The following is a 26,407-nucleotide window of genomic DNA, read 5'->3' as shown; positions in this document are numbered from 1 at the left end:
AAGAGTCCTCGGTGCGGTCCGCCGGTTTTCCGGGCCCGGGAGGGTACGCGTAGGTCCATGGACTGGCTCAAGAAACTCCCCGTCGTCGGGCCGCTCGTCTCCCGGCTGATGGCGACGCACGCCTGGCGCTCCTACGAGCGGCTGGACCGGGTCCACTGGGCCAGGCTCGCCGCCGCGATCACCTTCATCAGCTTCCTGGCGCTCTTCCCGCTGATCGCGGTCGGCGCGGCGGTCGCGGCCGCGCTACTGAGCGACAAGCAGCTCGACACCATCAAGGACAAGATCGCCGATCAGGTGCCGGGCATCTCCGACCAGCTCGGCATCGACGGTCTGGTGGCCAACGCGGGCACGGTCGGTCTGGTGGCCGGTGCGCTGCTGCTGTTCACCGGCATCGGCTGGGTCGGCTCGATGCGGGAGTGCCTGCGCGCGGTCTGGGAGCTGGACGACGTCCAGGAGGCCAACCCGGTCGTCGCCAAGCTCAAGGACGCCGTGCTGCTGGTCGGCCTCGGGGGAGCGGCGCTCGCCACCCTGGCGGTCTCCACGGCCGGTTCGACCGCCGTCGGCTGGACCGCCGACCTCATCGGCATCCCCGAGGGCGGCGCGGGCGGTGTCCTGCTCCGGGTGGCCGCGCTGGCGGTGGCGGTCCTCGCCGACTTCCTGCTGCTGCTCTATCTGCTGTCGTTGCTGCCCGGGGTCGAGCCGCCCCGGCGCCGACTGGTGGTCGCAGCCCTGATCGGCGCGGTCGGCTTCGAACTGCTCAAGCTGCTGCTCGGCAGCTATATGAGGGACGTCGCGGGCAAGAGCATGTACGGCGCGTTCGGTGTGCCGATCGCGCTGCTGCTGTGGATCAACTTCACCGCGAAGCTGCTGCTGTTCTGCGCCGCCTGGACCGCGACCGGCAGCAAGGCGGAGGAAGGCGTGGGCCGGGCGGAGGACGCGCCGGAGACGGGGGCGGGGGATGGAGCCGGAGCCGTGGCGCCCGGCGGCTCCACCCGCGCCTAGGACTTCTCGGTCGGGGCGGTCGGGCCGGCTGAGGCCGAGGCGGCCGGGCCTGCCGATTCGGTCGACTCGGCAGTTTCGGTCGCACCGACCGAAGCCTTCGGCTCGGCCTTCTCGGCCGGGTCGGCGGGCTTGACGGGCTCGGTCGCATCGGCCGTGGCCGGGGTGCGGCGGGTCAGGCCCGGCACCGGCCAGCGCCGGTTCACCAGGAACACCCCGGCCGCCAGGACCACCAGCATGCCGCCGACGACCGCCAGCGCGATCCCGACCCCGCCGGAGCCCTGCCCGGCCGTCGCCGCGTGCGCGGCCTTCGCCTGGCCCCCGGAGCCCTGGTCCGCCCCGGCGGCCGGCTGGGCGCCCTTCCCGCCGTTCGCGCTCCCGGTGTCCACGGACTTCGGGGGCACCAGCTGACCGACCGGGGTCACCTTGCCGCTCGCGGCGAAGCCCCAGTCCAGGAGGTGGGCGGCCTCCTTGTAGACGGCGTGGCTCTCCTCCGCCGACGGGTTCATGACGGTGACCAGCAGCACCCGGCCGTCGCGCTCGGCGACGCCGGTGAAGGTGTTGCCTGCATGGGTGGTGTAGCCGTTCTTGACGCCCGCGATGCCCTTGTACGGGTCGACGCCGTTGTCCCCGGTGATCAGCCGGTTGGTGTTCTGGATCTCGAAGCTCTCGCGCTTCTTCCCCTTCTTCTCCTCACCGGGGAAGTCGGCGGACGCGGTCGCCGCGTACTCGCGGAAGTCCTTCTTCTGCATGCCGCTGCGGGCGATCAGCGTCAGGTCGTAGGCGCTGGAGACCTGCCCCGGGGCGTCGTAGCCGTCCGGCGAAACCACCGTCGTGTCCAGCGCCTGGAGCTCCTCGGCGTGCTTCTGCATCGCCGTCACCGTCTTGGGGACGCCCCCGTACATCTCCGAGAGCACGTGTACCGCGTCGTTGCCCGACCGCAGGAAGACGCCGAGCCACAGATCGTGGACCGTGTACGTGTGGTCCTCCTTGATGCCCACCAGGCTGCTGCCCTCGCCGACCCCCGCCAGGTCGCTGTCCTTCACCGTGTGGGTCAGGGTGGTGGGCTGGAGCGCGGGCAGGACCGTGTCCGCGAACAGCATCTTCAGGGTGGAGGCGGGGGGCAGCCGCCAGTGCGCGTTGTGCGCGGCCAGGATGTCGCCGCTCTCCGCGTCCGCGACGACCCATGAGCGGCCGGACAGCTTCTTGGGCAGCACGGGTGCTCCCGGTCCCAGGTTGACCTGGGGGCCCGTCTTGGCGAGCTGCTCCCCGCCGAGGCTCGACATCGTGCTCGGTGGCTTGGGCTGCTTGTCGTCCTGCTTGTCCTTGTCGGCCGCGAATGCGGGGGTGAGGGCAAGACCGGACAGCAGGGCGGCGGAGATGACCGTCGAAGCGATCTTTTTCAGAGCAGGCACGGTCGAAAAAGTACAGGGCAAAGATGTGGATGCGGACCCCGACCGGCTGACCCGCCGGAGGGATGGCCGGGACTGCCCCTTTCGGACGCCACCCCGGGCGAAGGGCCCGGAGGGTGGCGGCGATACTGGATCCATGAAGCTCAGCCGCCCCGTCTCCTGGTTCCTGCTCGTCTTCGGGGTGTGGAGCTGGTTCATCTGGATCACTTTCGTCAAGAACCTGTGGCAGGACGGCAGCGGGCTCGCGTTCGACGACGCGGGAGAGCCGACCGGGTACTTCTGGGTACACCTGCTGCTCGCCATCACGTCCTTTCTTCTGGGGACGGTGGTCGGCGCGATCGGGTTGCGTGGCGTCAGAGCTTTGCGCGACGAGCGCGCATGACGACAGGAACGTGGGTAAGCGCGGATGGCAGCAGTGGTCTTCGTCCTGGTGGCGCTCGTGGTATTGGCGCTGCTCGCGAGTGTGCACCGCTATGTGTGGCGCCGGTTCGTCGGTGACACGACGGCACCGGGCAGCACACTGCGCAGGGTGGGCACCGTCGCCGCCTTCGTACTGCCCCTGCTGAGCCTGGGAGCCATGACCTCCGGCCGGATCGGCGCGCCCTTCTGGCTCCAGCAGGTGCTCGCCTGGCCGGGTTTCCTGTGGCTGGCCGCCCTGCTGTACCTGACGCTGGCCCTGCTGGTGGGCGAGGCCGTCCGCCCGCTCCTGGGCCGGGTGCTCGCCCGGCGCGATGCGGCCGCCGCCGCCCGGACCACGGCCGGAACCGGAACCTCCGTCCCGGCGGCGGAAGGAACCGTGGCCGCGACGGCGAACGGAACCCGTCCCCGTACGGAAGAACTCGTCCCGGCGGGCCCGCCCCGCCCCGCCACCCCGGTCGACCGGACCCCGGCGACCGCACCGCCCGCCGAACCGGAAGCGGAAGCGGAAGCGGAAGCGGTGCGGGATGCGGAAGCAGCCGCGCGGGCGGAAACGGAAGCGAAAACGGCGGCCGCCGCCCCGGGAATCGCGCACCCCTCCCGGCGGCTCTTCGTCTCCCGGGTCGTCGGCGGCGCCGCAGCCGCCGCCGGGCTCGCCACCGTCGGGTACGGCACCCACAACGTGCTGAGCGGGCCGAGCGTCAAGCGCATCACCGTGCCCCTCGCCAAACTGCCCCGCGCCGCCCACGGCTTCCGGATCGCCGTGGTCAGCGACATCCACATCGGCCCGATCCTCGGCCGCGCCCACACCCGGCGCATCGTCGACACGATCAACTCCACCTCGCCCGACCTGGTCGCCGTCGTCGGTGACCTGGTCGACGGGTCCGTGGCCGACCTCGGCTCCGCCGCCGAACCGCTGGCCGGGCTGCGGTCACGGCACGGCAGCTTCTTCGTCACCGGCAACCACGAGTACTTCTCCGGCGCGGAGCAGTGGGTGAACCACGTCCGCGAACTGGGGCTGATCCCGCTGGAGAACGCCCGGGTGGAACTGGGCGGGTTCGACCTCGCCGGGGTCAACGACATCGCGGGTGAGACCGAGGGCCAGGGCCCCGACTTCGTCCGCGCGCTCGGCGACCGGGACCGCTCCCGGGCCGCCGTCCTCCTCGCGCACCAGCCGGTCGTCATCCACGACGCCGTCGAGCACGGCGTCGACCTCCAGCTCTCCGGCCACACCCACGGCGGACAGCTCTGGCCGGGGAACTACCTCGCCGAGCTGGCCAACCCGACCGTCGCCGGCCTCGAACGGTACGGCGACACGCAGCTGTTCGTCTCCCGCGGAGCGGGCGCCTGGGGGCCGCCGGTACGGGTCGGCGCCCCGGCCGACATCACCGTCGTCGAACTCGCCTCGCGCCAGGCCTAGAAACCGCCCTCCCGCCTCCGGATGCGTTGCGGTTGCGATCATGCGATCTTCAACAAAACTGCACCGTAAGGTCACGCTCCGCTACGGAAAACCGCAGGTCGGAGGCGGGAAACGGCCTTTTCGGACACGCTGCGTCGAACGTGTCCAACAAAAGGCTGTGAGCGCCCCATTTACTCTTCCAGATGTGAAAATCGTGTGATTGGGTAAGCGCGAACGTGCGGCGGTATGCGTGTCTGAGCGCAACTGCCGTAGTGGGGCTGGTAAGGGAGAGCACGGCAATGCGGTCGGTCCGGGTACGGATTCTCGCGATTTTCGCGGTTTTGGTCATCGCAGGCGTCGGCGCCTGGCAACTGCTCCCGACGGGGGAGGCGAAGACCGACGCGATCACTGTCGGGACATCGGACATCGTCACCTCCCTGGACCCGGCCGGTGCGTACGACGCGGGCTCCTGGGCGATCTACAGCAACATCTACCAGTCGCTGATGACCTTCAAGCCCGGGGCGATCGTGCCGGAGCCGGACGCCGCGGAGAGCTGCGCGTTCGTCGGGCAGAAGCTCCAGACGTACCAGTGCAAGCTCCGTGACGACCTGACCTTCTCCAACGGCCGGAAGATCACCGCCAAGGACGTCAAGTACTCCTTCGACCGGATCTTCGCGATCAAGTCGGACGTCGGCCCCGCGGGTCTCTTCCCCACGCTCGACACGGTCTCCACCGAGGGCCGCACGATCACGTTCAACCTCTCCGGCAAGGACGCGACCTTCCCGCAGAAGCTCGCCACCGGCGCCGCGGCGATCGTCGACTCGACCAAGTACCCCAAGGACGAGCTCCGCAAGGGCAACCAGGTCGACGGCTCCGGCCCGTACGTCCTCAAGTCCTACGAGCCGGACGCCCGCGCCGAGCTGGTGCCGAACCTCAAGTACAAGGGCGCGCTCAAGAAGATCGGTGAAGCGGTCGACATCCGCTACTTCAAGGCGTCCGAGGACCTGCTGACCGCCTGGAACAGCGGCGAGGTCGACATCGCCCACCGCCAGCTGCCCGCCTCCAAGCTCGCCGAGCTGGACGAGGGCGACCCGGAGCTGCGGGTGACCGAGGCGGCCAGCGCCGAGATCCGCAACATCATCTTCAACACCCGCGAGAACTCGCCGTTCGGCAAGAAGAAGGTCCGCCAGGCCGTCGCCGCGCTCCTGGACCGGGGCCCGCTGGTCAGCAAGGTCTACCAGGGCACGGTCGAGCCGCTGTACTCGCTGATCCCCACCGGTTACATCGGGCACAGCACCTCCTTCTTCGACGCCTACCCCACGTCCGACCCCAAGCGCGCCAAGCAGCTGCTCCAGCAGGCCGGCGTGGAGACTCCGGTCGCCGTCAACTTCGCCTACCGCGAGGGCGACATGTACACCAAGGAGACCGCCGAGCTGCGGCGCCAGCTGGAGAAGGACGGGCTGTTCAAGGTCTCGGTCAAGGCCGTGGAGTGGACGCGGTACCAGAAGGGCTACGCGGCCGGTGAGTACGACATGTACACCGTCGGCTGGTTCCCCGACTTCCCGGACCCCGACACCTTCAGCCAGCCGCTCGTCGGCACCGGCAACGTCCTGCACAGCGGCTACTCCAGCAAGAAGATGGACCAGCTGATCGCCGCCACGCAGCAGTTCAGCGACCGCGGCCGGACCTCCAACGACTTCAAGGAGATGCAGAAGCTGGTCGGCGAGGACGTACCGCTGCTGCCGCTCTGGCAGAAGAAGGACTACGTCGTCGCCAAGACGGACGTCGCCGGGTCCCAGTACCTCTCCGACGGCACCGGCTTCTGGCGCCTGTGGGAACTCAGCTGGATCTGACGGGCCGACGTCCCGGCCTCCCGGGCCGGGACACGGCCGGTCAGCCGGCCGCCCGGGGCCCGCTCCCGGCCGCCGGGCCCGGCATGAACTCCACCAGCAGCGCGTGAACCTGCCGTACGAGCGGGCGCAGCACCCGGAACCGGGAGAGCGCGATCGCCCGTGCGGCGATCGGCGCGGTGCGCTCGACGAGCCGCCGGCTGCGCTCCGCGCCCGGTGAGCGGTCGTACACCCAGAACAGCACCAGACCCATCTGCATCAGCCAGAGCAACTCGGGCAGCAGCGGTGCCAGTTCGGGATCGCTCTTGGTGTCCGAACCGGCGAGGGTCTCCCGGTGGATGGAGATCGCCGCCTCGCGGGCCGCCACCGACTCGTCGGAGAACGGGGAGAGCGGACTCTCCGGGTCGGCCGCGTTCTTGAAGAACTGGGCGGCGAACCGGTGGTACGGCTCCGCCACGTCCAGCCAGATCAGCAGCACCCCCCGGATCCGGTCGGCCAGCTCCGGCCGGTCCGCCAGGACGGGCCGTACCGCCGCCGCGTGCTCGCCGGCGATACGGTCGTAGAACCCCTGGACCAGGTGTTCCTTGGAGGAGAAGTAGTAGTAGGCGTTCCCGACGGAGACGCCCGCCTCCTGCGCGATCGCCCGCATCGTCGTCCGGTCGTACCCCCGCTCGGCGAAGAGCCGGAGCGCCGTTTCGAGAATCAGCGTGCGGGTCTGCTCGCTCTTCGCTGCCTTGCCGGCCTTGGCGGGCTTCGCAGCCCCGTTCTCCTGCACGTTCTTCTCTTCCTTCACCACGGCCCCAGGTTAGCGGGGAGCCCACTGTCCTCCCGGCGGCACGGTGCACGCCTGCCCCGGCCCGCACCGCGCCGCCGTCACCGAGCGGTACTTCGCCGCCGCGAGCACGGTCCCCCGGGCGAAGGGCGCCCCCGCCGGAGTGGTCAGCCAGTGGGCCTTCGAGCGGTACTTCGCCAGCGCCCACAGGCAGACGATCCACGCGGACGTCCCCCGGTAGACCTGCCCCAGGTCGCCGACCACGGTGATCTCCTCGTACGTGGAGGCGGGGTCCAGCTCCGGGAACCGCCGCCGCGCCTCCGCCGATCCGGCCGGTACGAGGTCCAGCGGGACGAGCTGGCGCTGCCGCTGGAGCCAGTGCCTCAGGTGGGTGCAGAGCGGGCACTGCGCGTCGTAGAGCACGGTGAGCCGGCGGACGGGGGCGTTCGCGGTCACCGGACTCACTGCCCGGGCGCGGGCGCGGGGGCCGACCACGGGCCCTGGGTCCCCGGCGGCGTCCAGCCCTGCGGCGGTACGGGCGGGGTCTGCTCGCGCTCCAGTGCGCTGCGGCGGCGGATGCGGCTGAGCACATAGACGTTGACCAGGTGCATGACGCCGAGCACCAGCAGGACCACGCCCACCTTCACCGAGAGCGCCTCGAAGAGCTCCCGGGCGTTGGCCACCCCGTCGGAGTTCTTGAGGTAGAGCGTGACGAACCCGAGGTTGACCAGGTAGAAGCCCACCACCAGCAGGTGGTTGACGGCTTCGGCGAGCTTCTCGTTCCCGTGCAGTACGTCGGCGAGGAAGACCCGCCCGTTACGGCTGAGCGTGCGGGCGACCCAGACGGTGAGCGCCACGCTGATCAGCAGGTAGACGACGTACGCGACAACAGTGAGGTCCATGCCCCACCCTCCTTTGAACGCGTTCAAAACTGCTCTTGGGCATGACTGTAGACCCCTTCTTGAACATGTTCAAGAAGGGGTCTACAGGTAGGTGATCAGGGAGCGGTCAGCTCGTCCGCGATCTGTGCGCGCAGCGCCTCACCGTGCAGCGACGGCAGCTCCGCCAGCATCTCGGCCCACTCCTCGGCCGCGCTGTCCACGCCCTCCCGGAACCCTCGCTCGACGGGCTTCCGGACGAAGACCAGCGCCAACGCCGCGACCGGCCGCAGCAGCCACCGCCCGCGCACGCTCAGCACGACGGAGACCTGCCAGGAGCCGTCATCGGCCGGGCGCGGAGTCACCGTGAGACGGGCCTTGGCCAGCCGGTGCACCGCCCTGCCGACGACGGGGGCCCGGGCGGCCGGTGGCGCCGAGGAGGGCCGGTCCAGCGCCGCCCACCAGGCGTGCAGGTCGGCTCTGGCGCGGCCCGAGAAGCGGTACAGCGAACCGCCCTTCGGGTTGTGCCCGTCGAGGGACACCTCCAGCGCCCTGGGGGTCCGGGGCTCGCGCAGCCGCACCCCCACCCGTACGGACAGGGACTCCTCCGCCATGAGGCTCTCCACCTCGACGGTGCGGGAGGGCCGCCACTCCCGCAGGACGGTGGCCTCCTGCACCACCGGGGCGCCCGTCGGGCCGGACGCCACCGGGGCGCCCGGAGCCCCGGGCTTCCCGTTCTCCTCGGGGGCATCCCCGTACTGCGCCCCCGGCTGCAGGTGACGCCCCTTCAGCAGCCGGAGGCCGTGTATCGGGCGCCCGTCGGGCAGCAGGATCGCGCCGCCCTGCTCCCGGGATCCCTCGAAGAGGTCCACCACGGCCCCGGCGGCCTCCTCGAACCAGTGACGGTCCAGGGCGGCGACGGTGACCGTGTGCTCGAAACGTGCCATGGCCGCGGCCCGGAGCTCAGGCGCTCATCGAGCGGGCCTGGTTGAGCTGGCCCATGACGCCGGGGAAGGTGTGCGGGCCCATCGCCGGGATCATGGTGGCATGGTGCCGGCCGCCGCTGGTGACCGTGACCTGGACGAACCCGACGGTCCGCTTCTCCTTCATCAGCAGGAACAGCAGGCCGATCAGGCAGAACAGCGCGAAGATGATCGCCAGCACGATCGCGTGCGCCGGGATCTTCTCCTCGGTGCGCGACATGTCCGTCGCCGTCCAGACCGCGCCCCGCAGCGGCATCGTCCCGGACGGGGTGACGATCGCGTCGCTCATGACGGTGATGTCACCGATCGACAGCACCGGGACCCCGCCCTGACCGGGCACGCCCTGCGGTACGGGGAGGTACTGGCCGGGCATCGTCGGCTGCGCCGGGTTCGGGTAGCCGTAACCGGGGCCGGGCTGCGTCGCCGACTCGGGCAGCGGCTGCGGATAGCCGTACGCGGGCGTGGCACCCGGCGCCGGGTACCCGTAAGCCTGTCCGTAGCCCTGCCCGTCGGCCATCGTCGGCGGGTGGCCGGGCTGCTGGGGAGGACCCCACTTGTAGGCGTCGCCCGGTGACGGATTCGGCTCGCTCATGGGGATCCCCGTTCTCTGTGCGTCTTCAGCTCCGCACGACCGTACCGCCCGCACCGGCCGGGCGCAGCAACAGGCCCCGCCCGCCCCGGTCGTGATGACCGGGGCGGGCGGGGCCTGCGAAGGTGCCGGGCGGACCCGGGAGGGGTCAGAAGCGACGCGTGATGAGCGCGCGCTTCACCTCCTGGATCGCCTTGGTGACCTCGATGCCACGGGGGCAGGCGTCCGTGCAGTTGAACGTGGTGCGGCAACGCCACACGCCGTCACGGTCGTTGAGGATCTCAAGGCGCTGCTCGCCGCCCTCGTCGCGCGAGTCGAAGATGAAGCGGTGCGCGTTGACGATCGCCGCCGGGCCGAAGTACTGGCCGTCGTTCCAGAACACCGGGCACGAGGACGTGCACGCGGCGCACAGGATGCACTTGGTGGTGTCGTCGAACCGCTCGCGCTCCTCGGCGGACTGCAGACGCTCGCGGGTCGGCTCGTTCCCCTTGGTGATGAGGAAGGGCATGACGTCGTGGTACGCCTGGAAGAACGGGTCCATGTCGACCACGAGGTCCTTGAGGACCGTGAGGCCCTTGATGGCCTCGACCATGATCGGCTTGTCCGGGTTGATGTCCTTGATCAGCGTCTTGCAGGCGAGCCTGTTCTTGCCGTTGATCCGCATCGCGTCGGAGCCGCAGATGCCGTGCGCGCAGGAACGGCGGAACGTCAGCGTTCCGTCGATCTCCCACTTGATCTTGTGAAGGGCGTCGAGGACACGCTCCTTCGGGTCGATCTCGATCTGGAAGTCCTGCCACTGAACCTCGTCGGAGACCTCCGGGTTGAAGCGGCGGATCCGGAACGTGGCCGTGATGAACGGAGAGTCGGCGAAGCCGGCCTCGGCCTTGTCGGTCTTGTCCAGGGTCGGGGTAGCCATCAGTACTTACGCTCCATCGGCTGGTAGCGGGTCGTCACGACCGGCTTGTAGTCGAGCCGGATCGACTCGGCGCCGTCGGCGGCCACCTCGCGGTACGCCATGGTGTGGCGCATGAAGTTGACGTCGTCGCGGTTGGGGTAGTCCTCACGGTAGTGACCGCCGCGGGACTCCTTGCGGGCGAGCGCGGAGACCGCCATGACCTCGGCCAGGTCGAGCAGGTTGCCCAGCTCGATGGCCTCCAGCAGGTCGGTGTTGAACCGCTTGCCCTTGTCCTGGATGGACACGTTCAGGTAGCGCTCGCGCAGCTCGGCGATCTTGGCGACCGCCGTCTTGATCGTCTGCTCGGTGCGGAACACCATCACATTGGCGTCCATGCACTCCTGGAGCTCCGTGCGCAGGGTGGCGACGCGCTCGGTGCCGGTGGAGTTGCGCAGCCGCTCCACCTGGTCGGCGACGAGCTGCGCCGGGTTCTCGGGAAGCTCGACGAAGTCGTTCTTCACCGCGTACTCGGCGGCGGCGATGCCGGAGCGCTTGCCGAAGACGTTGATGTCGAGCAGCGAGTTGGTGCCCAGGCGGTTGGCGCCGTGCACGGAGACACAGGCGACCTCGCCGGCGGCGTACAGGCCCGGGACGACGGTGGTGTTGTCGGCCAGCACCTCGCCCTCGACGTTGGTCGGGATGCCGCCCATGGCGTAGTGCGCGGTCGGCTGGATCGGGATCGGGTCCGTGTAGGGCTCGATGCCGAGGTACGTCCGCGCGAACTCGGTGATGTCCGGGAGCTTGGCGTCCAGCTGCTCCGGCGGCAGGTGGGTGAGGTCCAGGTAGACGTGGTCACCGGCGGGACCGCAGCCGCGGCCCTCACGGATCTCCGTGTAGATGGAGCGGGAGACGACGTCACGGGACGCGAGGTCCTTCATGACGGGCGCGTACTTCTCCATGAAGCGCTCGCCGTCCTTGTTGCGGAGGATGCCGCCCTCACCGCGGGCGCCCTCCGTCAGCAGGATGCCCATGCGCCAGATGCCCGTCGGGTGGAACTGGAAGAACTCCATGTCCTCCAGCGGCAGGCCGCGCCGGTAGCAGGCGGCCTGGCCGTCACCGGTCAGGGTGTGCGCGTTGGACGTCACCTTGAAGAACTTGCCGGTGCCGCCGGAGGCGTAGATGACCGACTTCGCCTGGAAGACGTGGATCTCGCCGGTCGCCAGCTCGAACGCGACGACGCCGGCGGACTTCTTGACCCCGTCGACCTCGGTGATCAGCTGGTCCAGGACGTAGAACTCGTTGAAGAACTCCACGCCCTCCTTGACGCAGTTCTGGTACAGCGTCTGGAGGATCATGTGGCCGGTGCGGTCGCCCGAGTAGCAGGCGCGACGGACCGGGGCCTCACCATGGCTACGGGTGTGACCGCCGAAGCGGCGCTGGTCGATCTTGCCCTCGGGAGTGCGGCCGAACGGCAGGCCCATCTTCTCCAGGTCGAGGACGGCGTCGATGGCCTCCTTCGCGAGGATCTCGGCGGCGTCCTGGTCGACCAGGTAGTCGCCGCCCTTGATCGTGTCGAAGGTGTGCCACTCCCAGTTGTCCTCCTCCACGTTGGCCAGCGCGGCGGCCATGCCGCCCTGCGCGGCGCCCGTGTGGGAGCGGGTGGGGTAGAGCTTCGTCAGCACGGCGGTACGGCTGCGCTTGGTCGACTCGATGGCCGCGCGCATGCCGGCGCCGCCGGCGCCGACGATGACGGTGTCGTACTTGTGGATCTGCATGGTTTCCTCTGGTCCCTCTGTCCCGGCGCCTAGCGGATGTTCGGGTCGAAGGTGAAGATCACCAGCGTGCCCAGCAGGACGGTGAACACCGTGGCGGTGTACAGGAGCATCTTCAGCCAGAAGCGGGTGTTGTCCCGCTCGGCGTAGTCGTTGATGACCGTACGCAGGCCGTTGCCGCCGTGGAGCATGGCGAGCCACAGCATGATGAGGTCCCAGGCCTGCCAGAACGGCGAGGCCCAGCGGCCCGCAACGAAGGCGAAGCCGATCTTGGAGACGCCGCCGTCGAGCACCAGCTGGATCAGCAGGTGGCCGATGACGAGGACGACCAGGACGACGCCCGAGAGGCGCATGAAGAGCCACGCGTACATCTCGAAGTTGCCGCGCGAAGCCTTGGGCGTCTTGCTGGTCCGCTTGCGCGGGGGCTCGATCACCGGGGCCGGGTGGTCGACGTCGTAGAGGCTCACGCCTTCGACATCGCCGATCGCGGCTGCGGAAGAGGTCTCGCTGGACATGGGCCTCAGCTCCCGAAGATGTCGCGTACGGCGTGACCGAGGACGGGGTACAGGGCCCCGACCATCAGCACGATCCAGATGCCCACGACGGTCCAGAGCATCTGCTTCTGCAGTCGCGGGCCCTTGGCCCAGAAGTCCACGGCGATGATCCGCAGACCGTTGAGCGCGTGGAAGAGAATCGCGGCCACGAGGCCGTATTCGAGGAACGCGACGGGCCACGTCTTGTAGGTGGCCACGACTTCGTCGTAGGCCTCCGGGGAGACGCGGACGAGAGCGGTGTCCAGGACATGTACGAACAGGAAGAAGAAAATGAGGACACCGGTGACTCGATGAGCCACCCAGGACCACATGCCTTCCCGGCCGCGGTACAGCGTTCCAGCCGGCACGGAAGAACCCTCCGGGAGCGGGGATTGGGGTCGGCCGGCTTGACTGTCGGTCTGACCCGGCCGGGTACGGTCCACCGGCCCCGGCCATCGTAGCGACGCTTTGTCGGTTCGTTCGCGCCGGGGCCTCTGGTGTGATCAAAGTGGCAATCAAACAGGCACGTACGGGCTAGAGCGGCCCTTTCCCGGCCGCCGCCCCCCGGGGCCGGGCCGACCGGCCCGCCGCCCGGGTCACCAGCCCCCGGTCACCAGTCCTCGGTCACCAGCTCGACCAGCCGGCTCCGGGCGAGTCGCCGCAGCTCGTCGGCGGTCACGGCCCGCTCCTCGTCCACCTCGTGCGCCAGCCGGACCCGGATCCCGGCCAGGACCTGGTCCACGTGCTGCGAGGGCGGGAGGGCGTCCAGGCAGATCACGAAGGAATGGCCGAATCTGCTCTCGTACGCCGCGTGCGCGGCCTGCAGCGCCAGGTGGGCGGCGCGGGGCGCGTCGTGGTGCAGACAGGGAGCCGGCTCGGCGGCGAGCGCCTCCGCGATGTCCCGGGGGGCCAGGTCGTACCCCGCCTCGTCGGAGGCGGCCAGCAGGGACGCCAGATCCGGGAAGGGGCGGTGCGCGGCCATCCGGTGGGCCCAGCGGAGGCTGCCGCAGCACTCCAGGAGCGCGGCCTCGGCGGTGGCGAAGGGGGCCTCGTTGAACCGGGCGAGACCGGCCGCCACATCAGCCGGCGGTACGCCGGGGGCGCCGCCCACCTGCGGTGGACGGCGGTGCTGCACGGGTATGGCGGAGCGCCCGGCCGGGGGCGTGGACTGCTTCGGCAGGCCGGCGGGGGACTCGCTGGACCTGGACAGCGTGGACTCCTCGAATCAACGACATCTGTGACCCTGAAGAGGGGCAGGAGGGCAACAAGGTTGCCCGACGGGGGCGTACGCGGGGTGAAAGCGGGGCGCACGCAGGGTGGAAGGAGAAGGAGAGCACGGGGTGGAAGGGGAGCGGGAGACGAATGTGCCGCAACGCTAGCGAGATCGGTCGGCGGCCGTCCGGGGGATCGGCCGAAAATCACCCGAACGGGAGAGTTACGGAACGTTTGACGACCGCCTGACCTGCGGTGTCCGGCCTTTCGCTCGCCCGTCACGGGTTTTCGGTGGGCAGATCGTCAGCAAAAATGTCAACCTTTCAGCCTATTCACCCATCCCTGCCCCCTACCTGTCCCCTGGCCCCTATCCCGGAGGAATCTGACCGATGTCGCCCACGCGTGGTGCCCTCGTCACCGGCGCGGCTGTCACGGCCGCAGCCGCCGTCGTCCTCACCGTCGTCGTCTGGCCGGAAGGCTCCGGCAGCCACCCCTCCCGCGACGCGGCGTCACCGTCCGGGACCTCCGCCACGGCGGCCGCCCCGTCGCCCTCCCGCAGCTACCCGCTGTCCAGCGCCCCGAGCACGATCCCCGCGGTCCGCGAGCACACCGCGGCACGCGGGCCCGGCTGGCAGCCGGGCAAGGACAGCACGGTCGTCATAGCCGGGGGCAGCCAGGTGCTCGCCGACGAGGCCCAGCTGCTCGCCAAGGAGCTGAAGATCCGCTACCGGGGCGCCGAGGCACCCCGCGCGGGCGACGTCGAGCTGGCCCTCGGCGCCAAGGACAAGGGACCCGCCGAGTCGTACACGCTCACCGTCCGCGACCGGAAGGTGCGGATCACCGGCCCCGACGAGTCGGGCGTCTTCTACGGCACCCGCACGCTCAAGCAGTCGCTCAAGGCGGACGGCACCGTGCCGGAGGGCGTCGTCAACGACCGGCCCGACCGGCCGCAGCGCGGGCTCAACCTCGACATCGCGCGCAAGCACTACAGCGCGGAGTGGATAGAGGACCGCATACGCGAGATGGGCGACCTCAAGCTCAACCAGCTCGGCCTGCACTTCTCCGACGACCAGGCCTTCCGGATCGAGTCGAAGACCCACCCCGAGGTGGTCTCGGACGAGGCCCTCACCCAGGCCGAGGTCCGCCGTATCGTCGGGCTCGCCAACAGCCTGCACATCGAGGTCGTCCCCGAGATCGACTCGCCCGGACACCTCGGCGCCGTGCTCCGCGCCCACCCCGACCTCCAGCTCCGCAACACCCAGGGCCGGGAGTCGCGCGGGTCCATCGACATCTCCAAGCCGGGCGCCGCGAAGCTGATCGACGAGCTGCTCGACGAGTACACCGACCTGTTCCCCGGGAAGTACTGGCACCTGGGCGCCGACGAGTACCAGGCGCTGATGGTCAGCAACCCGGCCGCCTCCTACCCGCAGCTCCAGCGGGCCGCCGAGCAGAAGCACGGCTCCGGCGCCACCATCGAGGACCTCGCCACCGGCTGGCTCAACGACCGGGCGGAGGTGGTCGAGCCCAAGGGCCGCACCGCCAAGGCCTGGAACGACGGCCTCTTCCGCGACTCGAAGGTCAAGGCGGCCAAGAACATCGAGATCGAGTACTGGACCGGCAAGGAGATCGGCGCCCGGCCCCCGCAGGAGTACCTCGCCGCGGGCTACAAGATGCTCAACCTCAACGACGAGTTCCTGTACTACGTGCTCGGCGAGCCGAACGACTTCGTCTACCCGACCGGCAAGCGGATCTACGAGCAGTGGACCCCGATGGTGCTGCGCGGCACCGAGCCGGTGGCGGAGCGCTACTCGCCGCAGATCCTCGGTGGCCGGTTCGCCGTCTGGGGCGACCTGCCGAACGCCCAGACCACCCAGCAGGTCGCCGACGGCATCAGGATGCCGCTCGTCGCGACCTCGCAGAAGCTCTGGGACCCGCGGAAGCCTGCCCTGACCTGGGCACAGTTCCAGGAGCTGGCGGCCCGGACGGGCAGCGCGGGCTGACGGCACCCCGGAGGTCCGGCGGGCCGCAAGCCTTTGGACAGCGGGACCGTCCACGGGCTACGGTCCGCCGACCGCGCGCTTCCTGGGGAGGGACGTGAGAGGTCACCGACCACGACCACGCCCTGGGGGGAACGCCTCATGCTCTGCACCCGCTGCCGCATCAGAACGGCCGTCACCGACGACGGCCTCTGCACCTTCTGCTCGGGAACCCGGCCCCCGTTGCCGGACCATCTCGCTCCGGCCGAGGTCGGCCCAGGCGGCTGGGGTGTCGGGGACTGGCCCCGCTCGCCCATCGGCCTCTCCTGGGCGGTCACCGCCCTGCTGGGCGCCGTCATCGCGACCGACCTGGCCGCCATCGGTACCGGACTGCACCTGCGGAACATGTGGCAGGGGGTCGCCGACGCCGCGGACACTGCCGCCCAGGGCAGCCGGCTCCGGTGGGCCGACCGGCTCCACGACGTCACCACCGACGTCCAGGCGAGCGTCTTCCTGGTCACCGGGGTCCTCTTCATCCTCTGGTTCCACCGGACCCGCCGGAACGCCGAGGTCTTCGACCCGAGCGTGCAGAGGATGGGCCCCGGGTGGGCGGTGGGCGGCTGGTTCGTCCCCGTGGCCAACTTCTGGTTCCCCTACCGGGTGGCCGACGGGATCTGGACGGGCAGCGCCCCCGTGAGCCCGGAGGGCGGCCGGGTCGCGGTGTCCCGGGCCCTGCTCAACTTCTGGTGGGGCCTGTGGGTGGCGTCGGTCCTCGCCGACCAGATCACCGATCGGAGGACCGGCAGCCTGGCGGGTCCGGACGGTCTCGGGCTGGTGGCGGCCGCCGACGCGCTGGAGATCGTCGCCGCGGTGGTGGCCCTCCTCTTCGTCCGCGCCCTGACCCGGATGCAGGTGGAGCGCGCGGCGCAGCCCCCCGTTCCCGCCCCGGATGTCCCGGGCGCTCACCGGTGACAGCCGCTCAGAAGTGACGCTTTTCGGCCATTCGGCGCAGTACGCGATAGACCGAGGGAGACGTCGATGAGTCTGCTGGAACTGATCGAACGCGCCGACGAGCGAGCGCTCGCCGCCAGCGCCGTGGCCTGCCTGGACCGTTGCCTGCCGTTGCTGGCGGGGCCGGAGGGGGCCGAGCCGCTGCGACCGCTGTGGGCGAGTTGTGAGGACGGGCGGGAATGGGCCATCCGCCTCACGGCCGTGCGTACGGCGATGGACCACGAGTCCGTCACCGACGGGCAGGCCGCACGGGTGCGCGCGATGCTGGGGGCCGCCCCGTCCGACTTCGCCCCCGCGCCGCTGCGGGAGTGGGCGGACGCCTGCTCGCTGGTCGCGCTGGAGATCCACGGGCGGTTCGACGCCCCGGACGGGGACGCCCCGCACGACGCCGACCTGCTGAAGGCGGCGCGCGGCGGGGCGGCGGCCGAGGTCGGGCCGCTGGTGGCGGGGGAGCTGGAGCGGCAGGTCCGGATCCTGGAGATCCTCGCGGAGACCGCCGGCACGGCGGGCAGCGGGGCCGGGGTGCGCAAGGCCCTGGACCTGTCCACGGAGGGGCGCCGGGTGCTGCGCGCGGTGATGTCACGCCGGGCCCGCATCCGGGGCTGACGGCGAGGGCCTCCTCCCGTACGCCACCGAGGGCCCCTCCCGTACGCAAGTGGCGTGAGGGAGCCGTCGCTGTGGCTGCTCCCCTCCCGGCGCCCATGCGACGGGAGGGGAGCGGTGACGGCGGCGGCCGTCAGTGTGCCAGGGTCACGGCCTGGTCGGCGGCGCGCAGGCCGGACTCGATCGCGCCCTCGACGAACGCCCCGTACCAGCCGCTCGCTATGTCGGAGCCGGCGAAGACGAGCTGTCCGTGCGGCTCCTGGATGGCGGGCAGCTGGCGCAGCAGCTGGCCCGGGCGGCGCAGCCCCCAGCCGCCGCGCGCGTACGTGTCCTTGCTCCACTCCATCGCCCGGTGGCCGACGAGCGTGGCCTTGGGGATGAATCGGCGTACGGCCGCCTGGACCGCCGCCCGGTCGGACACGTCGAGCGAGGGGCCGGTGAAGCCGACGTACAGCCGTCCGCCGGGGAGTTCCTGCTGCGGAAGCAGCAGCTGGATCGGGCCGGTCTCGTCGGACTGCGCGTAGACCGCCTCCGAGCTGCCGCGCACATGCAGCCACACCTTGGTGGCGTGCGGTACGCCGACGCCCTCGCGGACCGCGTCGGTGTGCACCTTCGGCAGGCCCGGGGTGAAGGCGATGGTGTTCCAGGTGTTGACGGGGGTGGCGACGACCACCACCCGCGAGCGGTACGCCTGCCCGCCGCTGAGGCGCACCTGCGTCCAGGCGCCGGCCCTGCTGACGGACGTGACCCGCGAGTTGAGCCGTACCACTGCGGTGGACTCGGCGAACATCGCCGACAGCACCGAGGTCATGCCCCCGTCGGGCCGCAGGCTCATGGTCGAGTGGAACCCGTCGTACGTCCCGCCGGCCAGCTGGTACCACTGCGCCAGGCCGGTCAGCCCGCCCCAGTCGTTGCTGCCCGCGAAGGGCGCGGTGGAGCCCGCCACCCACTGGTGGTCCACGGGGGACAGGTCGAGCTGCCCGATGCGGTCCGCCAGCGACAGGCGGTCCACGCTCTGCAGCAGGTCCTTGCGGTGGAGCGGCTCCAGGGGGCGTGAGAAGTACTCGGCGGAGCCCGCGTAGAACTCGTCGAACAGGGTTCCGAGTCTGCCGAAGGTCTCCTCGGGCGGTGCGCTCCGGTAGCCGTTCCCGTCCGGCATGACGGCGACGGTCGGGGCGACGTCCAGGGTGGTGCCGATGGAGTAGCGCTCGAGCTCGCGCTCGACGAGCTGCTGGCCGGGGCCGAACCAGCCGCCGCCCAGCTCGACGCGCTCCCCGGCGAACGTGCTGGTCCACACGCGGCCGCCGATCCGGTCGCGGGCCTCCAGGACCAGGGTGGACAGACCGCGTGCCGTCAGCTCACGGGCCACGGTGCCGCCCGCGTACCCGGCACCGATGACGATCACGTCCCAGGGGGCGTCCTCGGACGCGTGGGCCGCCCCCGAACCGGCCGCGGCGACCGCCGAGGCGATGGCCGTGGCCCCGGCCGCCTTGAGCAGGGACCTGCGGCCGACTCCGGGGGAGGTGCCGTTCGCGGGGGTATCGACGTGCGGACGCATGGAACTCCTTCTGGACGGGGCTGATCGGGGCTGATCGGGCTTCGAGGTGGCCGGGCGGGGCGTGCGGAAGGGGGCCCAGGCATGAGGAAGGGGCCGGGCGTGCGGAAGGGGCCGGTGCGGCTGTCGACGCCTCCGGCCCCTTCCGGGACGGACCTGGCGGCCGGGTGGCCGCTCAGCTCACTCCGACGGCTTGCGGAACGCCTTCAGCACGGCCGCGTAGCTGTTCTTGGCGTGACCCTGGCTGATGACGCGCTCCATCAACGCCTCCGAGTACTTGGGCAGTTCGGCGTCGATGCCCAGCGCCTCGCTCTCGTGCACCAGGTGCTTGAGCGCCGCCAGGTGCGTCTCCAGCGTGGCGTCGTTGGCGGGGAACTTGCCGTCACCGGCGTCGATCTGGGCCGCGTAGTCGGCGGTGAACATCTTGATCGCCTCCAGCCACATGTGCGCCCACGGCAGGAACTGCTGGGCGCCGACGCCCGCGGTCTCCACCACGGCGACACCGTGCAGGAAGCTGTTGAGCGTGCCCCACATGAGGCCGAGCAGCGACACGTCGTACAGCGCGGGCATGCCGTGGTCGGTACCGAGGTACGTGGTGCCGCCGCCGAGCAGCTTGAGCGCGGGCTCGTACTTCTCGAACACGCTCTGCGTACCGGCGTAGAAGAGGACGGCGGTCTCGGTGCCGATGCCGGGCGGCGTGATCATGATCGCGCCGTCGAGGTACTCCACGCCCTGCTTCTCGGCCCAAGCGGCCGTCTCGCGGCCCTGGTCCGACGAGCCGGACGTCAGGTTCACGATGACCTTGCCCCGGAGGGACTCTCCGAGCGAACCGATCACGTCGTGCATGTTGTCGTACGTCGACAGGCAGACCACGACCAGCTCACTGGCGGCCACCGCGTCGGCGGGCGTGGCGGCCTGCACCGCGCCCTGCGAGACGAGCTGCTCGGCCTTGCCCGCCGAACGGTTCCACACGGTCGTGGTGTGGCCGGCCTCGAGGAACGCGGCGGCGAGCGCCTGTCCCATGAGGCCGAGGCCGATGACCGTCACCGGGGTGCGGTTGTCGCCCATGAATGATCCTCCAGTGCAATTGTTCTACGGGGGAAATGCGGGATGAGGGATGAGAGGTGAGAAATGAGGGTTGGGTAAAGCCGCACAGTGTGTTGCGAAATAGCGCTGCGGGTGTCCGGCCCGGAGAAGGCCGTGGGGGTGAGGCTCAGAGGAAGACGGTGCCCGGTTCCAGACCGAGGAGCACCCTGCCCTGGAGCTCCAGATTCACATCGGCCTGCGCCAGCGCGTGCAGGGAGAATCCCTGGATGTCGCGGTGGAAGCGCTGGAGATGAACGCTGCGCTGGATCACCGAACCACCGCTGGCGTTGAAAAGGATCTCGACGGCTTCCTTCGCCAGCTGCGCCGCGAAACCGGTCTGGCCACGCACAATGGCCTTCTCGGCGTCCGTCGGCTGCACACCGGCGTCGGCGCGCTCCTGGAGCAGCGACAGCCAGCGCTCGGAGAGCGCCTCGGCCGCGTCGATCTTGTTGGCCGCGGTCGCCACCTGGATCTGGGTGAGCGGGTGCAGCTTCTGGTCGGTCCAGTCCGTGTAGGTGATGCCACGGCCCGGCACCCGCTCCAGGAACAGTTCGTACGCGCCCCGGGCGATGCCTATGAAGACGGCCGCGCACTCGGCCATCACAAAGCTGAGCAGACCGTAATTTCGGCCCGTCGCGCCGGTGTTGGAGCGGTTGCCCGTGGCGCTGACCATCACCTCTTCGAAGCGGGTGACGTGGTGCGCCGGGACGAAGACGTCCTTGGCGGTGGAGGTGGCGCTGCCGGTGGCCGAGCCCGCCGAGACGTGCCAGTCGTCGGCCACGGTCAGCTGGTCCATCGGGACGATGGCCATGACCTCTTCGTGGCTGCCGTCCGGGCGCTCCAGCATCGCCGCGGTGAAGTTCCAGTGGGCCCCGGGGGAACCGGTGTTGAAGCGCCAGCTGCCGTTGAGGATGTAGCCGCCCTCGGTCTCCACCACCGTGCCGGTCGGCGCGAAGGCGCTGGAGATCCGGACCGAACCGGGGGCGAAGATCTCCTTCTGCGCCTGGTCCGGGTAGAGGGTGGCGGTCCAGGTGCTGCTCACCCAGACCATCGTGACCCAGGCGGTGGCGGGACAGCCGCGCCCGATCTCGGCGATGACCTTGGCCTGGTCGGCGAGCGGCAGGTCCATGCCGCCGAACCGGGCCGGCACGGCCATGCGGAACACACCGGCCTTCTCCAGCAGGTCCAGGTTCTCCTCCGGGAGCCACCGCTGGTCCTCGCCCGCGAGCCCGTTCTCGCGGAGCGTGGGAATGCTGCTTCGCACTGCTTCCAGTACGGACGCCAGGTCGTCGTTCGTAGCCAATGCGGCTCCTCGGTCTTGTGGTTGGTTCTGCCGAACAAGAGGTGCACGCGGCCGACACTCTCAGGCACGGGGAACACTACTGAAAGCGGGCGGGAAAGGAGTAAGCGTTTGCCCATTGCGCGGTCATGGGCAAACCAGGGCCCGGCCGGACCCAATTACCCGTTAATTACCGGACAATGACCGGGGAGCGAGCCCGATTTCCTTGTGGCACCATCCATTCCATGACTCTTTCCTGGCCCGACCTCGTACGCACCGCCGCCGACGAAAGCACCGCAGTTCTGGAGAAGGGCGCCGACAAGAACTGGTCCCGCAGGGCGGGGGATCTCGACTGGAGCGGTCGCGAGACCCTGTCGCACATCGCCCTCGGCGTCGTGGGGTACGCCGGGCTGCTCATCGCCCGGCCGACCGACCGCTACATCACGCTCTTCTCGTCGATCGACTCCCACGCCCCGGCGCCCGCCGCCCTGGAGGGCATCCGGATCGCGGGCACCCTGCTCGCCTCCACGGTCCGCGACACCGAGCCCGAGGCGCGCGCCTGGCACCCGTACGGGCACTCCGACGCGGCCGGCTTCGCCGCCATGGGCGTGCTCGAACTCGTCGTGCACGGGCGGGACATCGCGCGGGGACTCGACATCGACTGGACGCCCCCGGCGGAGCTCTGCGCCCCCGTCGTGGAGCGGCTGTTCCCGGACGCGCCCACCGGCCACGACCCGGTCGACACGCTGCTGTGGTGCACCGGCCGCGCCGAACTGCCCGGCCTGCCCCGGCAGTCGGGCTGGCGCTGGGACGGCAACGTCCGCTGACCGTGAGGAAACGCGAGGAGGGGCTGTCGGCCGACAGCCCCTCCTCGCGTTCCCGGTGCCTACGCGGCCTCCACCGGTGCCGGCGGGAAGTGCCCGACCTGGACGAAGAACTCGACGTACCTGTCGAAGAGCTCACCGGTCAGCGGCGGGCAGCTGATGCCCGTGCCCCGCAGCGCGAGCTCCGTGTCGGAGGTGTCGATCGGCGGGTAGAAGCCGTCCGTGTCCGACGTCATCATCTCGAAGGCGTGCAGCAGCGGCAGCAGTGCGTTGGACCGGTCGGAACGCACCGCCCCGGCCCACGAGTCGTGGTCGAGATCCCGCAGCCCGTAGCCGAGGTCACGCAGCCGCCGCACGCAGTCCGCCAGGCTCAGCGAGCTCTGGTTGAACAGGTGGAACGTTCCGCCGTCCGACGCGGGCAGAGCCGACAGTGCGGTGATCGCCCCGCTGACGTAGTCGACCGGCAGCAGATGGAACCGGCCACCGGAACCGGACGGCACCGCCCCGGACTGCACCAGCCCCTTCAGCGTCAGCCATACGAAGTCCCTTGTCTGGCATGCCCCGTTGACCTGATCGCCGGAGATGACGTCGACCCGGTACACCGACACCGGCAGGCCCCGCTCCCGGGCCAGTCCGAGCACCTGCTCGGCCACCCACTTGCTCTGGAGGTACCCGCTGGGCAGCGCCTCGGCGGGCCCGGTCGCATCCGTCGTCCGCAGGGGCACCCCCGGCGTCACCGGGCCGTCGAACACCCCGACGGTCGACACGTAGTGGACCGGCACCGTGCGGTGGCGCGCCGCGAGCCGCAGGATCTCCTCGGTGCCCCGGACGTTGGCGTCCCGGAGCGCCGCGTACGGGTGCAGCCAGTGGACCGTGGCGCCCGCGTGGTGCACGACGTCCACCGTACGGGCCAGGCCGTCGAAGACCTCCTCGGTCAGGCCGAGCCGCGGTTCGGCCAGATCACCGGAGACCACCGACAGCCGGTCCGGGTCGATGTCGTCCCAGACCCGGTACCACTCCAGGCCCGTCCGCAGCCGCTCGTACGCCGCAGCGTCGTCCGCACCGCGCACCAGGCAGTGGATCCGCGCCCGGGTACCGCGCATCAGATCGCGCAGCAGGAACGCCCCGAGGAAGCCGCTGGCCCCCGTGAGCAGCACCTCGCGCGGGTCCTCGACGGTCCGCACCACCACGTCGGCGGGCCGGATCTCGTCGTCCAGCCGGATGTCCGCCGCGTAGTCGACCTCGGCCGCCGCCCCGGGGCCCTCGCCGCCGGGGCGCAGCTCCGTCAGCAGGTGCGCGGCCAGCGCGTCGGGTGTCGGGTGGTCGAAGACCAGGGTCGCGGGCAGCCGAAGCCCGGTGCGCACCGCGAGCCGGTTGCGCAGCTCCACCGAGGTCAGGGAGTCGAGGCCCAACTGCGGGAAGGCCAGCGCACCGCTGATGCCCCGGCCGTCGGAGTGGCCGAGCGCCCCGGCGATCTCTTCGAGCACCGCGTCCCGCACCGCGTCGAGCCGCTGCCCCTCGTCCAGGCCGGCGAGCAGCTCACCGAGCGAGACGCCCCCCGCCTCCTCACCGCGCGCGGCCGGCCGCACCGTACGACGGACGAGCGAGGCGAACACCGGTGACACCCGGGCCTGTTCGCGCAGCGCGCCGAAGTCCAGCGGGGTGGCCACGGCGTCCGGGCGCCCTGTGCGCAGCGCCAGGTCCAGCAGCGCCGGTCCCTGGGCCGTGGCGACCGGGAGCAGCCCGCTGCGGGCGATGCGCCGGAGATCGGCGTCGCTGAGCCCGCCGGTGAGCCCGGTCGCCTCGGCCCACAGGCCCCAGGCGATCGAGGTGGCCGGGAGGCCCTCGGCGGCGCGGTGCTGGGCCAGGGCGTCCAGGGCCGCGTTGGCGGCCGCGTAGTTGGACTGGCCGGGGCCGCCGACGAGTGCGGCGACCGAGGAGAACAGCACGAACGCGGTCACACCGAGGTGCCGGGTGAGCTCGTGCAGATGCCAGGCCGCGTCCGCCTTCGGGGCCAGCACCGACGCCAGCCGCTCGGGCGTCATCGCCGGTACGAGCCCGTCGTCGAGGATGCCCGCCGTGTGGACGACCCCGGTGAGCGGGTGCGCCTCCGGGATCCCGCCGATGAGGCCGGCCAGCGCGGACCGGTCGGACACATCACACGCCCGTACGGTGACACTCGCCCCGAGACCGGTGAGCTCGGCCGTCAACTCCGCAGCCCCAGGGGCCTGTTCGCCCCGACGGCTGACCAGGAGCAGATGCCGTACGCCGTGCCGGACGATCAGGTGCCGGGCGAAGAGCGCACCCAGCGAGCCCGTACCACCGGTGATCAGGACCGTGCCCCCGGCGGTGAACGACGGGGCGGCGGCCGCGTCGGTCGTCACCGGTTCCGGGCGCCGGGCACGGGCCAGGCGCGGCACGAGGACCGTGCCGCCACGGATCGCTGCCTGGGGCTCGCCGGAGGCCACCGCGGCGGCCAGCGTCGCGGGGTCGGTGTCCCGGGGGGCGTCGATCAGGACGATCCGGCCGGGCGCCTCGGACTGGGCCGAGCGCAGCAGCCCCCAGGCGGCGGCCGCGCCCGGGTCGCTGACCCGGGCACCCTTCTCGGTCACCACGGCACCCGAGGTGACCACGACCAGCCGGGCGTCGGGATTCTCCTCGTCGGCCAGCCACCGCTGGGCGAGGCCGAGGGCCCGCCCGGTCGTCTCGCGCACGGAGGCGACGGGGTCGGCCGGGGCCGTGGACTCCAGGCGCTCGATCACCGTGCCGGGGGCCGGCTCGGCGGAGGCGGAAGCGGAGGCGGCGACGGGCCGGGGTGTCCAGTCGAGGTGGAACAGCGCCTCGTGGTCACGGGCCGCGCCCGCCGCGATACGCGCCGGGTCGACGGGGCGGACGGTCGCGGCGGCGATGTCCGCGACCGGGTGACCGGACAGGTCGGTCACCCGCACGGCAACGGCACGCTCGCCGTCACCTCCGCTCTCGTGGCTCCCGTGGCTTTTGTTCAGAGGGGTGAGGTGGACCCGTATCCCGTCGGCCCCCGAGGCGTGCAGCCGCACTCCCCGCCATGCGGTGGCGGCGACGGGCCCTCCCAGGGCGGCCAGCGGGTGCAGGGCCGCGTCGAGCAGCACCGGGTGCAGCCCGAACAGGTCGGCCCCGGAAGCGAGTTCATCGCTCAGCCGCAGCTCGGCGAAGAGCTCGTCGCCGCTGCTCCAGAGCCCGGTGAGCGCCCGGAGCACGGGCGCGTACGCCACCCCGGCCGCCGCGCACCGGTCGTACACCGCGTCGTGGGCCACCTCGGTCGCCCCGGCGGGCGGCCACTGCTGGGAAGCACCGGCGGACGGGCCGGCGTCGGCGGCGGCCGGCCCCGGCAGGGCGCTCAGCGTGCCGTGCGCGTGGCGGGTCCAGGGCAGCTCGGCACCCTCGGGCCGCCCGTGCACGGTGAGCGCGCGCCGCCCCTCGGCGTCGGGGGCGCCGAGCCTCACCTGAAGCTGGAGACCGCTGTCGGCGGGCAGCACGAGGGCCTCGCCGACGACCAGTTCGTCGAGCACTCCGCAGCCCGCCTCGTCCCCGGCCCGTACCGCGAGCTCCACCAGCACAGCCTCGGGCAGCACCGTCGTGTCGCCGACGGAGCGCCCGCCGAGCCAGGCGGCGGTGTGCCGGGACAGCCGCCCGGTGAACACCGTCTCCTCGCTGCCGCCGAGGTCGAGGGCGGCGCCGAGCAGCGGATGCCCGGCGGCGGCGAGACCGAGGCCGGCCGCGTCGGCGGGGGCGCCGGACGCCTCCAGCCAGTACCGCTCGTGCTGGAAGGCGTACGTCGGCAGCTCCACCCGGCGGGCCCCGGTGCCCGCGAAGTACGCGTCCCAGTCGATCCGTACGCCCGCCCCGTGCAGGGCACCGAGGGCGGTGGCCAGGGTGTCCGGCTCGGACCTGTCGCGGCGCAGTAGGGAGACCGTGGTCGCCCCGGCATCGAGTGATTCCCGGGCGAGTGCGCTGAGTACGGTGTCGGGGCCTATTTCCACGTAGGTGGTGACGCCTTCTGTTTCCAGGGTTCTGATGGCATCGGCGAATCGGACGGTGTGGCGGACTTGGTCGGCCCAGTAGTGGGGGTTTTGGAGTTCTTGGTGGGTGGTGGGTTTTCCGGTGAGGGTGGAGATGAGGGGGGTGGTGTGGGGGTGGTGGGTGATGTTTTTGGTGGTGGTGGTGAATTGGTTGAGCATGCCGTCCATGTGGGGGCTGTGGAAGGCGTGGGAGGTGTTGAGGGTGTGGGTTTTGTGGCCGGTGTTGCGGAGTGTGGTGGCGATGTTTTGGGCGGTGTGGGTGGTGCCGGATATGACGGTGGAGTTGGGGGTGTTGATGGCGGCG

23 protein-coding genes are annotated in these 26,407 nt (G+C 71.0%); 8 read left to right on the top strand and 15 right to left on the bottom strand.

What is annotated here, in order from left to right:
- Window positions 1-57: 57 nt before the first annotated feature.
- Complete coding sequence (locus IE264_RS30610) at window positions 58-1,002, top strand: YihY/virulence factor BrkB family protein (protein ID WP_032756276.1); 945 nt, start codon at window positions 58-60, stop codon at window positions 1,000-1,002.
- Here IE264_RS30610 and IE264_RS30605 read toward each other — a convergent pair.
- Window positions 999-2,414: a D-alanyl-D-alanine carboxypeptidase family protein gene (locus tag IE264_RS30605; protein WP_032756273.1), complete on the bottom strand. Its 1,416-nt coding sequence runs from the start codon at window positions 2,412-2,414 to the stop codon at window positions 999-1,001. The genes IE264_RS30610 and IE264_RS30605 overlap by 4 nt on opposite strands.
- A 133-nt stretch (window positions 2,415-2,547) precedes the next feature.
- Here IE264_RS30605 and IE264_RS38175 point away from each other — a divergent pair, with 133 nt between their 5' ends.
- The 3 genes from IE264_RS38175 to IE264_RS30595 all read left to right on the top strand — a co-directional run bounded on the left by IE264_RS38175 (window position 2,548) and on the right by IE264_RS30595 (window position 6,080).
- Window positions 2,548-2,793, top strand: a complete 246-nt coding sequence (locus IE264_RS38175; RefSeq protein ID WP_015610857.1) for an SCO4848 family membrane protein — start codon at window positions 2,548-2,550, stop codon at window positions 2,791-2,793.
- A 33-nt stretch (window positions 2,794-2,826) separates the two neighbouring features.
- Window positions 2,827-4,248 (top strand): metallophosphoesterase, encoded by a 1,422-nt coding sequence (locus IE264_RS30600; protein WP_032756272.1) that lies wholly within the window; start codon window positions 2,827-2,829, stop codon window positions 4,246-4,248.
- Between the two features lie 278 nt (window positions 4,249-4,526).
- Window positions 4,527-6,080 carry an ABC transporter substrate-binding protein gene (locus tag IE264_RS30595; protein ID WP_032756271.1) on the top strand — a complete coding sequence of 518 codons (1,554 nt, stop codon included), beginning with the start codon at window positions 4,527-4,529 and terminating at the stop codon, window positions 6,078-6,080.
- A gap of 40 nt (window positions 6,081-6,120) precedes the next feature.
- Here IE264_RS30595 and IE264_RS30590 read toward each other — a convergent pair whose 3' ends face one another.
- From IE264_RS30590 to IE264_RS30545, 10 genes are all read right to left on the bottom strand, one after another.
- Window positions 6,121-6,873 carry a TetR/AcrR family transcriptional regulator gene (locus tag IE264_RS30590; protein WP_015610860.1) on the bottom strand — a complete coding sequence of 251 codons (753 nt, stop codon included), beginning with the start codon at window positions 6,871-6,873 and terminating at the stop codon, window positions 6,121-6,123.
- Window positions 6,874-6,882: 9 nt separating this feature from the next.
- Window positions 6,883-7,314, bottom strand: coding sequence for a thiol-disulfide oxidoreductase DCC family protein (locus IE264_RS30585; RefSeq protein WP_032756523.1), 432 nt, complete (start codon window positions 7,312-7,314; stop codon window positions 6,883-6,885).
- Complete coding sequence (locus IE264_RS30580) at window positions 7,311-7,751, bottom strand: hypothetical protein (protein ID WP_015610862.1); 441 nt, start codon at window positions 7,749-7,751, stop codon at window positions 7,311-7,313. The genes IE264_RS30585 and IE264_RS30580 overlap by 4 nt, the downstream gene beginning before the upstream one ends.
- A 95-nt stretch (window positions 7,752-7,846) precedes the next feature.
- Complete coding sequence (locus IE264_RS30575; protein WP_032756269.1) at window positions 7,847-8,674, bottom strand: hypothetical protein; 828 nt, start codon at window positions 8,672-8,674, stop codon at window positions 7,847-7,849.
- A 16-nt stretch (window positions 8,675-8,690) separates the two neighbouring features.
- Window positions 8,691-9,302, bottom strand: coding sequence for a hypothetical protein (locus tag IE264_RS30570; RefSeq protein WP_015610864.1), 612 nt, complete (start codon window positions 9,300-9,302; stop codon window positions 8,691-8,693).
- A 145-nt stretch (window positions 9,303-9,447) separates the two neighbouring features.
- Window positions 9,448-10,215: a succinate dehydrogenase iron-sulfur subunit gene (locus IE264_RS30565; protein WP_015610865.1), complete on the bottom strand. Its 768-nt coding sequence runs from the start codon at window positions 10,213-10,215 to the stop codon at window positions 9,448-9,450.
- On the bottom strand, window positions 10,215-11,969 hold the full coding sequence (gene sdhA / locus IE264_RS30560) for a succinate dehydrogenase flavoprotein subunit (protein WP_015610866.1): 1,755 nt from the start codon (window positions 11,967-11,969) through the stop codon (window positions 10,215-10,217). The genes IE264_RS30565 and sdhA overlap by 1 nt, the downstream gene beginning before the upstream one ends.
- A gap of 29 nt (window positions 11,970-11,998) precedes the next feature.
- Window positions 11,999-12,481: a succinate dehydrogenase hydrophobic membrane anchor subunit gene (locus IE264_RS30555; RefSeq protein ID WP_015610867.1), complete on the bottom strand. Its 483-nt coding sequence runs from the start codon at window positions 12,479-12,481 to the stop codon at window positions 11,999-12,001.
- A 5-nt stretch (window positions 12,482-12,486) separates the two neighbouring features.
- Window positions 12,487-12,867, bottom strand: a complete 381-nt coding sequence (sdhC, locus tag IE264_RS30550) for a succinate dehydrogenase, cytochrome b556 subunit (protein WP_015610868.1) — start codon at window positions 12,865-12,867, stop codon at window positions 12,487-12,489.
- A gap of 242 nt (window positions 12,868-13,109) precedes the next feature.
- Window positions 13,110-13,640 (bottom strand): 2-oxo-4-hydroxy-4-carboxy-5-ureidoimidazoline decarboxylase, encoded by a 531-nt coding sequence (locus IE264_RS30545; RefSeq protein WP_032756267.1) that lies wholly within the window; start codon window positions 13,638-13,640, stop codon window positions 13,110-13,112.
- Window positions 13,641-14,100: 460 nt separating this feature from the next.
- Here IE264_RS30545 and IE264_RS30540 point away from each other — a divergent pair, with 460 nt between their 5' ends.
- The 3 genes from IE264_RS30540 (at window position 14,101) to IE264_RS30530 (ending at window position 17,304) form a co-directional block, all read left to right on the top strand.
- Entirely contained in the window at window positions 14,101-15,711 is a 1,611-nt protein-coding gene (locus tag IE264_RS30540) for a beta-N-acetylhexosaminidase (protein WP_015610870.1), read from the top strand.
- Between the two features lie 138 nt (window positions 15,712-15,849).
- Window positions 15,850-16,659 carry a DUF4328 domain-containing protein gene (locus IE264_RS30535; RefSeq protein WP_032756266.1) on the top strand — a complete coding sequence of 270 codons (810 nt, stop codon included), beginning with the start codon at window positions 15,850-15,852 and terminating at the stop codon, window positions 16,657-16,659.
- 66 nt (window positions 16,660-16,725) lie between these two features.
- Complete coding sequence (locus IE264_RS30530) at window positions 16,726-17,304, top strand: hypothetical protein (RefSeq protein ID WP_032756265.1); 579 nt, start codon at window positions 16,726-16,728, stop codon at window positions 17,302-17,304.
- A gap of 130 nt (window positions 17,305-17,434) precedes the next feature.
- Here the strand turns inward: IE264_RS30530 and IE264_RS30525 are convergent, their stop codons facing one another.
- The 3 genes from IE264_RS30525 to IE264_RS30515 all read right to left on the bottom strand — a co-directional run bounded on the left by IE264_RS30525 (window position 17,435) and on the right by IE264_RS30515 (window position 21,245).
- Window positions 17,435-18,859: a flavin monoamine oxidase family protein gene (locus IE264_RS30525; protein WP_032756259.1), complete on the bottom strand. Its 1,425-nt coding sequence runs from the start codon at window positions 18,857-18,859 to the stop codon at window positions 17,435-17,437.
- Window positions 18,860-19,036: 177 nt separating this feature from the next.
- On the bottom strand, window positions 19,037-19,924 hold the full coding sequence (locus IE264_RS30520; protein WP_015610874.1) for an NAD(P)-dependent oxidoreductase: 888 nt from the start codon (window positions 19,922-19,924) through the stop codon (window positions 19,037-19,039).
- A 145-nt stretch (window positions 19,925-20,069) separates the two neighbouring features.
- Window positions 20,070-21,245 carry an acyl-CoA dehydrogenase family protein gene (locus IE264_RS30515; protein ID WP_015610875.1) on the bottom strand — a complete coding sequence of 392 codons (1,176 nt, stop codon included), beginning with the start codon at window positions 21,243-21,245 and terminating at the stop codon, window positions 20,070-20,072.
- Window positions 21,246-21,466: 221 nt separating this feature from the next.
- On the opposite strand from IE264_RS30515, the gene IE264_RS30510 reads away from it, so the two are divergent.
- The gene (locus IE264_RS30510; protein ID WP_015610876.1) at window positions 21,467-22,048 is read left to right on the top strand and encodes a maleylpyruvate isomerase N-terminal domain-containing protein; all 582 of its coding nucleotides are present in this window, start codon (window positions 21,467-21,469) and stop codon (window positions 22,046-22,048) included.
- Between the two features lie 59 nt (window positions 22,049-22,107).
- Here the strand turns inward: IE264_RS30510 and IE264_RS30505 are convergent.
- Window positions 22,108-26,407: thioester reductase domain-containing protein (locus IE264_RS30505; RefSeq protein ID WP_190167734.1), on the bottom strand; the 4,300-nt coding region annotated here is incomplete at its 5' end.

The organism is Streptomyces microflavus, from assembly GCF_014650075.1.
Taxonomy (GTDB): domain Bacteria; phylum Actinomycetota; class Actinomycetes; order Streptomycetales; family Streptomycetaceae; genus Streptomyces; species Streptomyces microflavus.
The sequence above is the reverse complement of the archived record's forward strand: the minus strand, read 5'-3'. Positions and strand labels throughout refer to the sequence as shown.

Excerpts from the sequence above, each read along its gene's own strand:
- IE264_RS30530 (WP_032756265.1), top strand. The coding sequence starts at position 16,726 with ATGAGTCTGCTGGAACTGATCGAACGCGCCGACGAGCGAGCGCTCGCC.
- IE264_RS30570 (WP_015610864.1), bottom strand. The coding sequence starts at position 9,302 with ATGAGCGAGCCGAATCCGTCACCGGGCGACGCCTACAAGTGGGGTCCT.
- IE264_RS30580 (WP_015610862.1), bottom strand. The coding sequence starts at position 7,751 with ATGGACCTCACTGTTGTCGCGTACGTCGTCTACCTGCTGATCAGCGTG.
- IE264_RS30565 (WP_015610865.1), bottom strand. The coding sequence starts at position 10,215 with ATGGCTACCCCGACCCTGGACAAGACCGACAAGGCCGAGGCCGGCTTC.
- IE264_RS30540 (WP_015610870.1), top strand. The coding sequence starts at position 14,101 with ATGTCGCCCACGCGTGGTGCCCTCGTCACCGGCGCGGCTGTCACGGCC.
- IE264_RS30575 (WP_032756269.1), bottom strand. The coding sequence starts at position 8,674 with ATGGCACGTTTCGAGCACACGGTCACCGTCGCCGCCCTGGACCGTCAC.
- IE264_RS30595 (WP_032756271.1), top strand. The coding sequence starts at position 4,527 with ATGCGGTCGGTCCGGGTACGGATTCTCGCGATTTTCGCGGTTTTGGTC.
- sdhA (WP_015610866.1), bottom strand. The coding sequence starts at position 11,969 with ATGCAGATCCACAAGTACGACACCGTCATCGTCGGCGCCGGCGGCGCC.
- IE264_RS30525 (WP_032756259.1), bottom strand. The coding sequence starts at position 18,859 with ATGCGTCCGCACGTCGATACCCCCGCGAACGGCACCTCCCCCGGAGTC.
- IE264_RS30510 (WP_015610876.1), top strand. The coding sequence starts at position 21,467 with ATGACTCTTTCCTGGCCCGACCTCGTACGCACCGCCGCCGACGAAAGC.
- IE264_RS38175 (WP_015610857.1), top strand. The coding sequence starts at position 2,548 with ATGAAGCTCAGCCGCCCCGTCTCCTGGTTCCTGCTCGTCTTCGGGGTG.
- IE264_RS30555 (WP_015610867.1), bottom strand. The coding sequence starts at position 12,481 with ATGTCCAGCGAGACCTCTTCCGCAGCCGCGATCGGCGATGTCGAAGGC.
- IE264_RS30520 (WP_015610874.1), bottom strand. The coding sequence starts at position 19,924 with ATGGGCGACAACCGCACCCCGGTGACGGTCATCGGCCTCGGCCTCATG.
- IE264_RS30535 (WP_032756266.1), top strand. The coding sequence starts at position 15,850 with ATGCTCTGCACCCGCTGCCGCATCAGAACGGCCGTCACCGACGACGGC.
- IE264_RS30610 (WP_032756276.1), top strand. The coding sequence starts at position 58 with ATGGACTGGCTCAAGAAACTCCCCGTCGTCGGGCCGCTCGTCTCCCGG.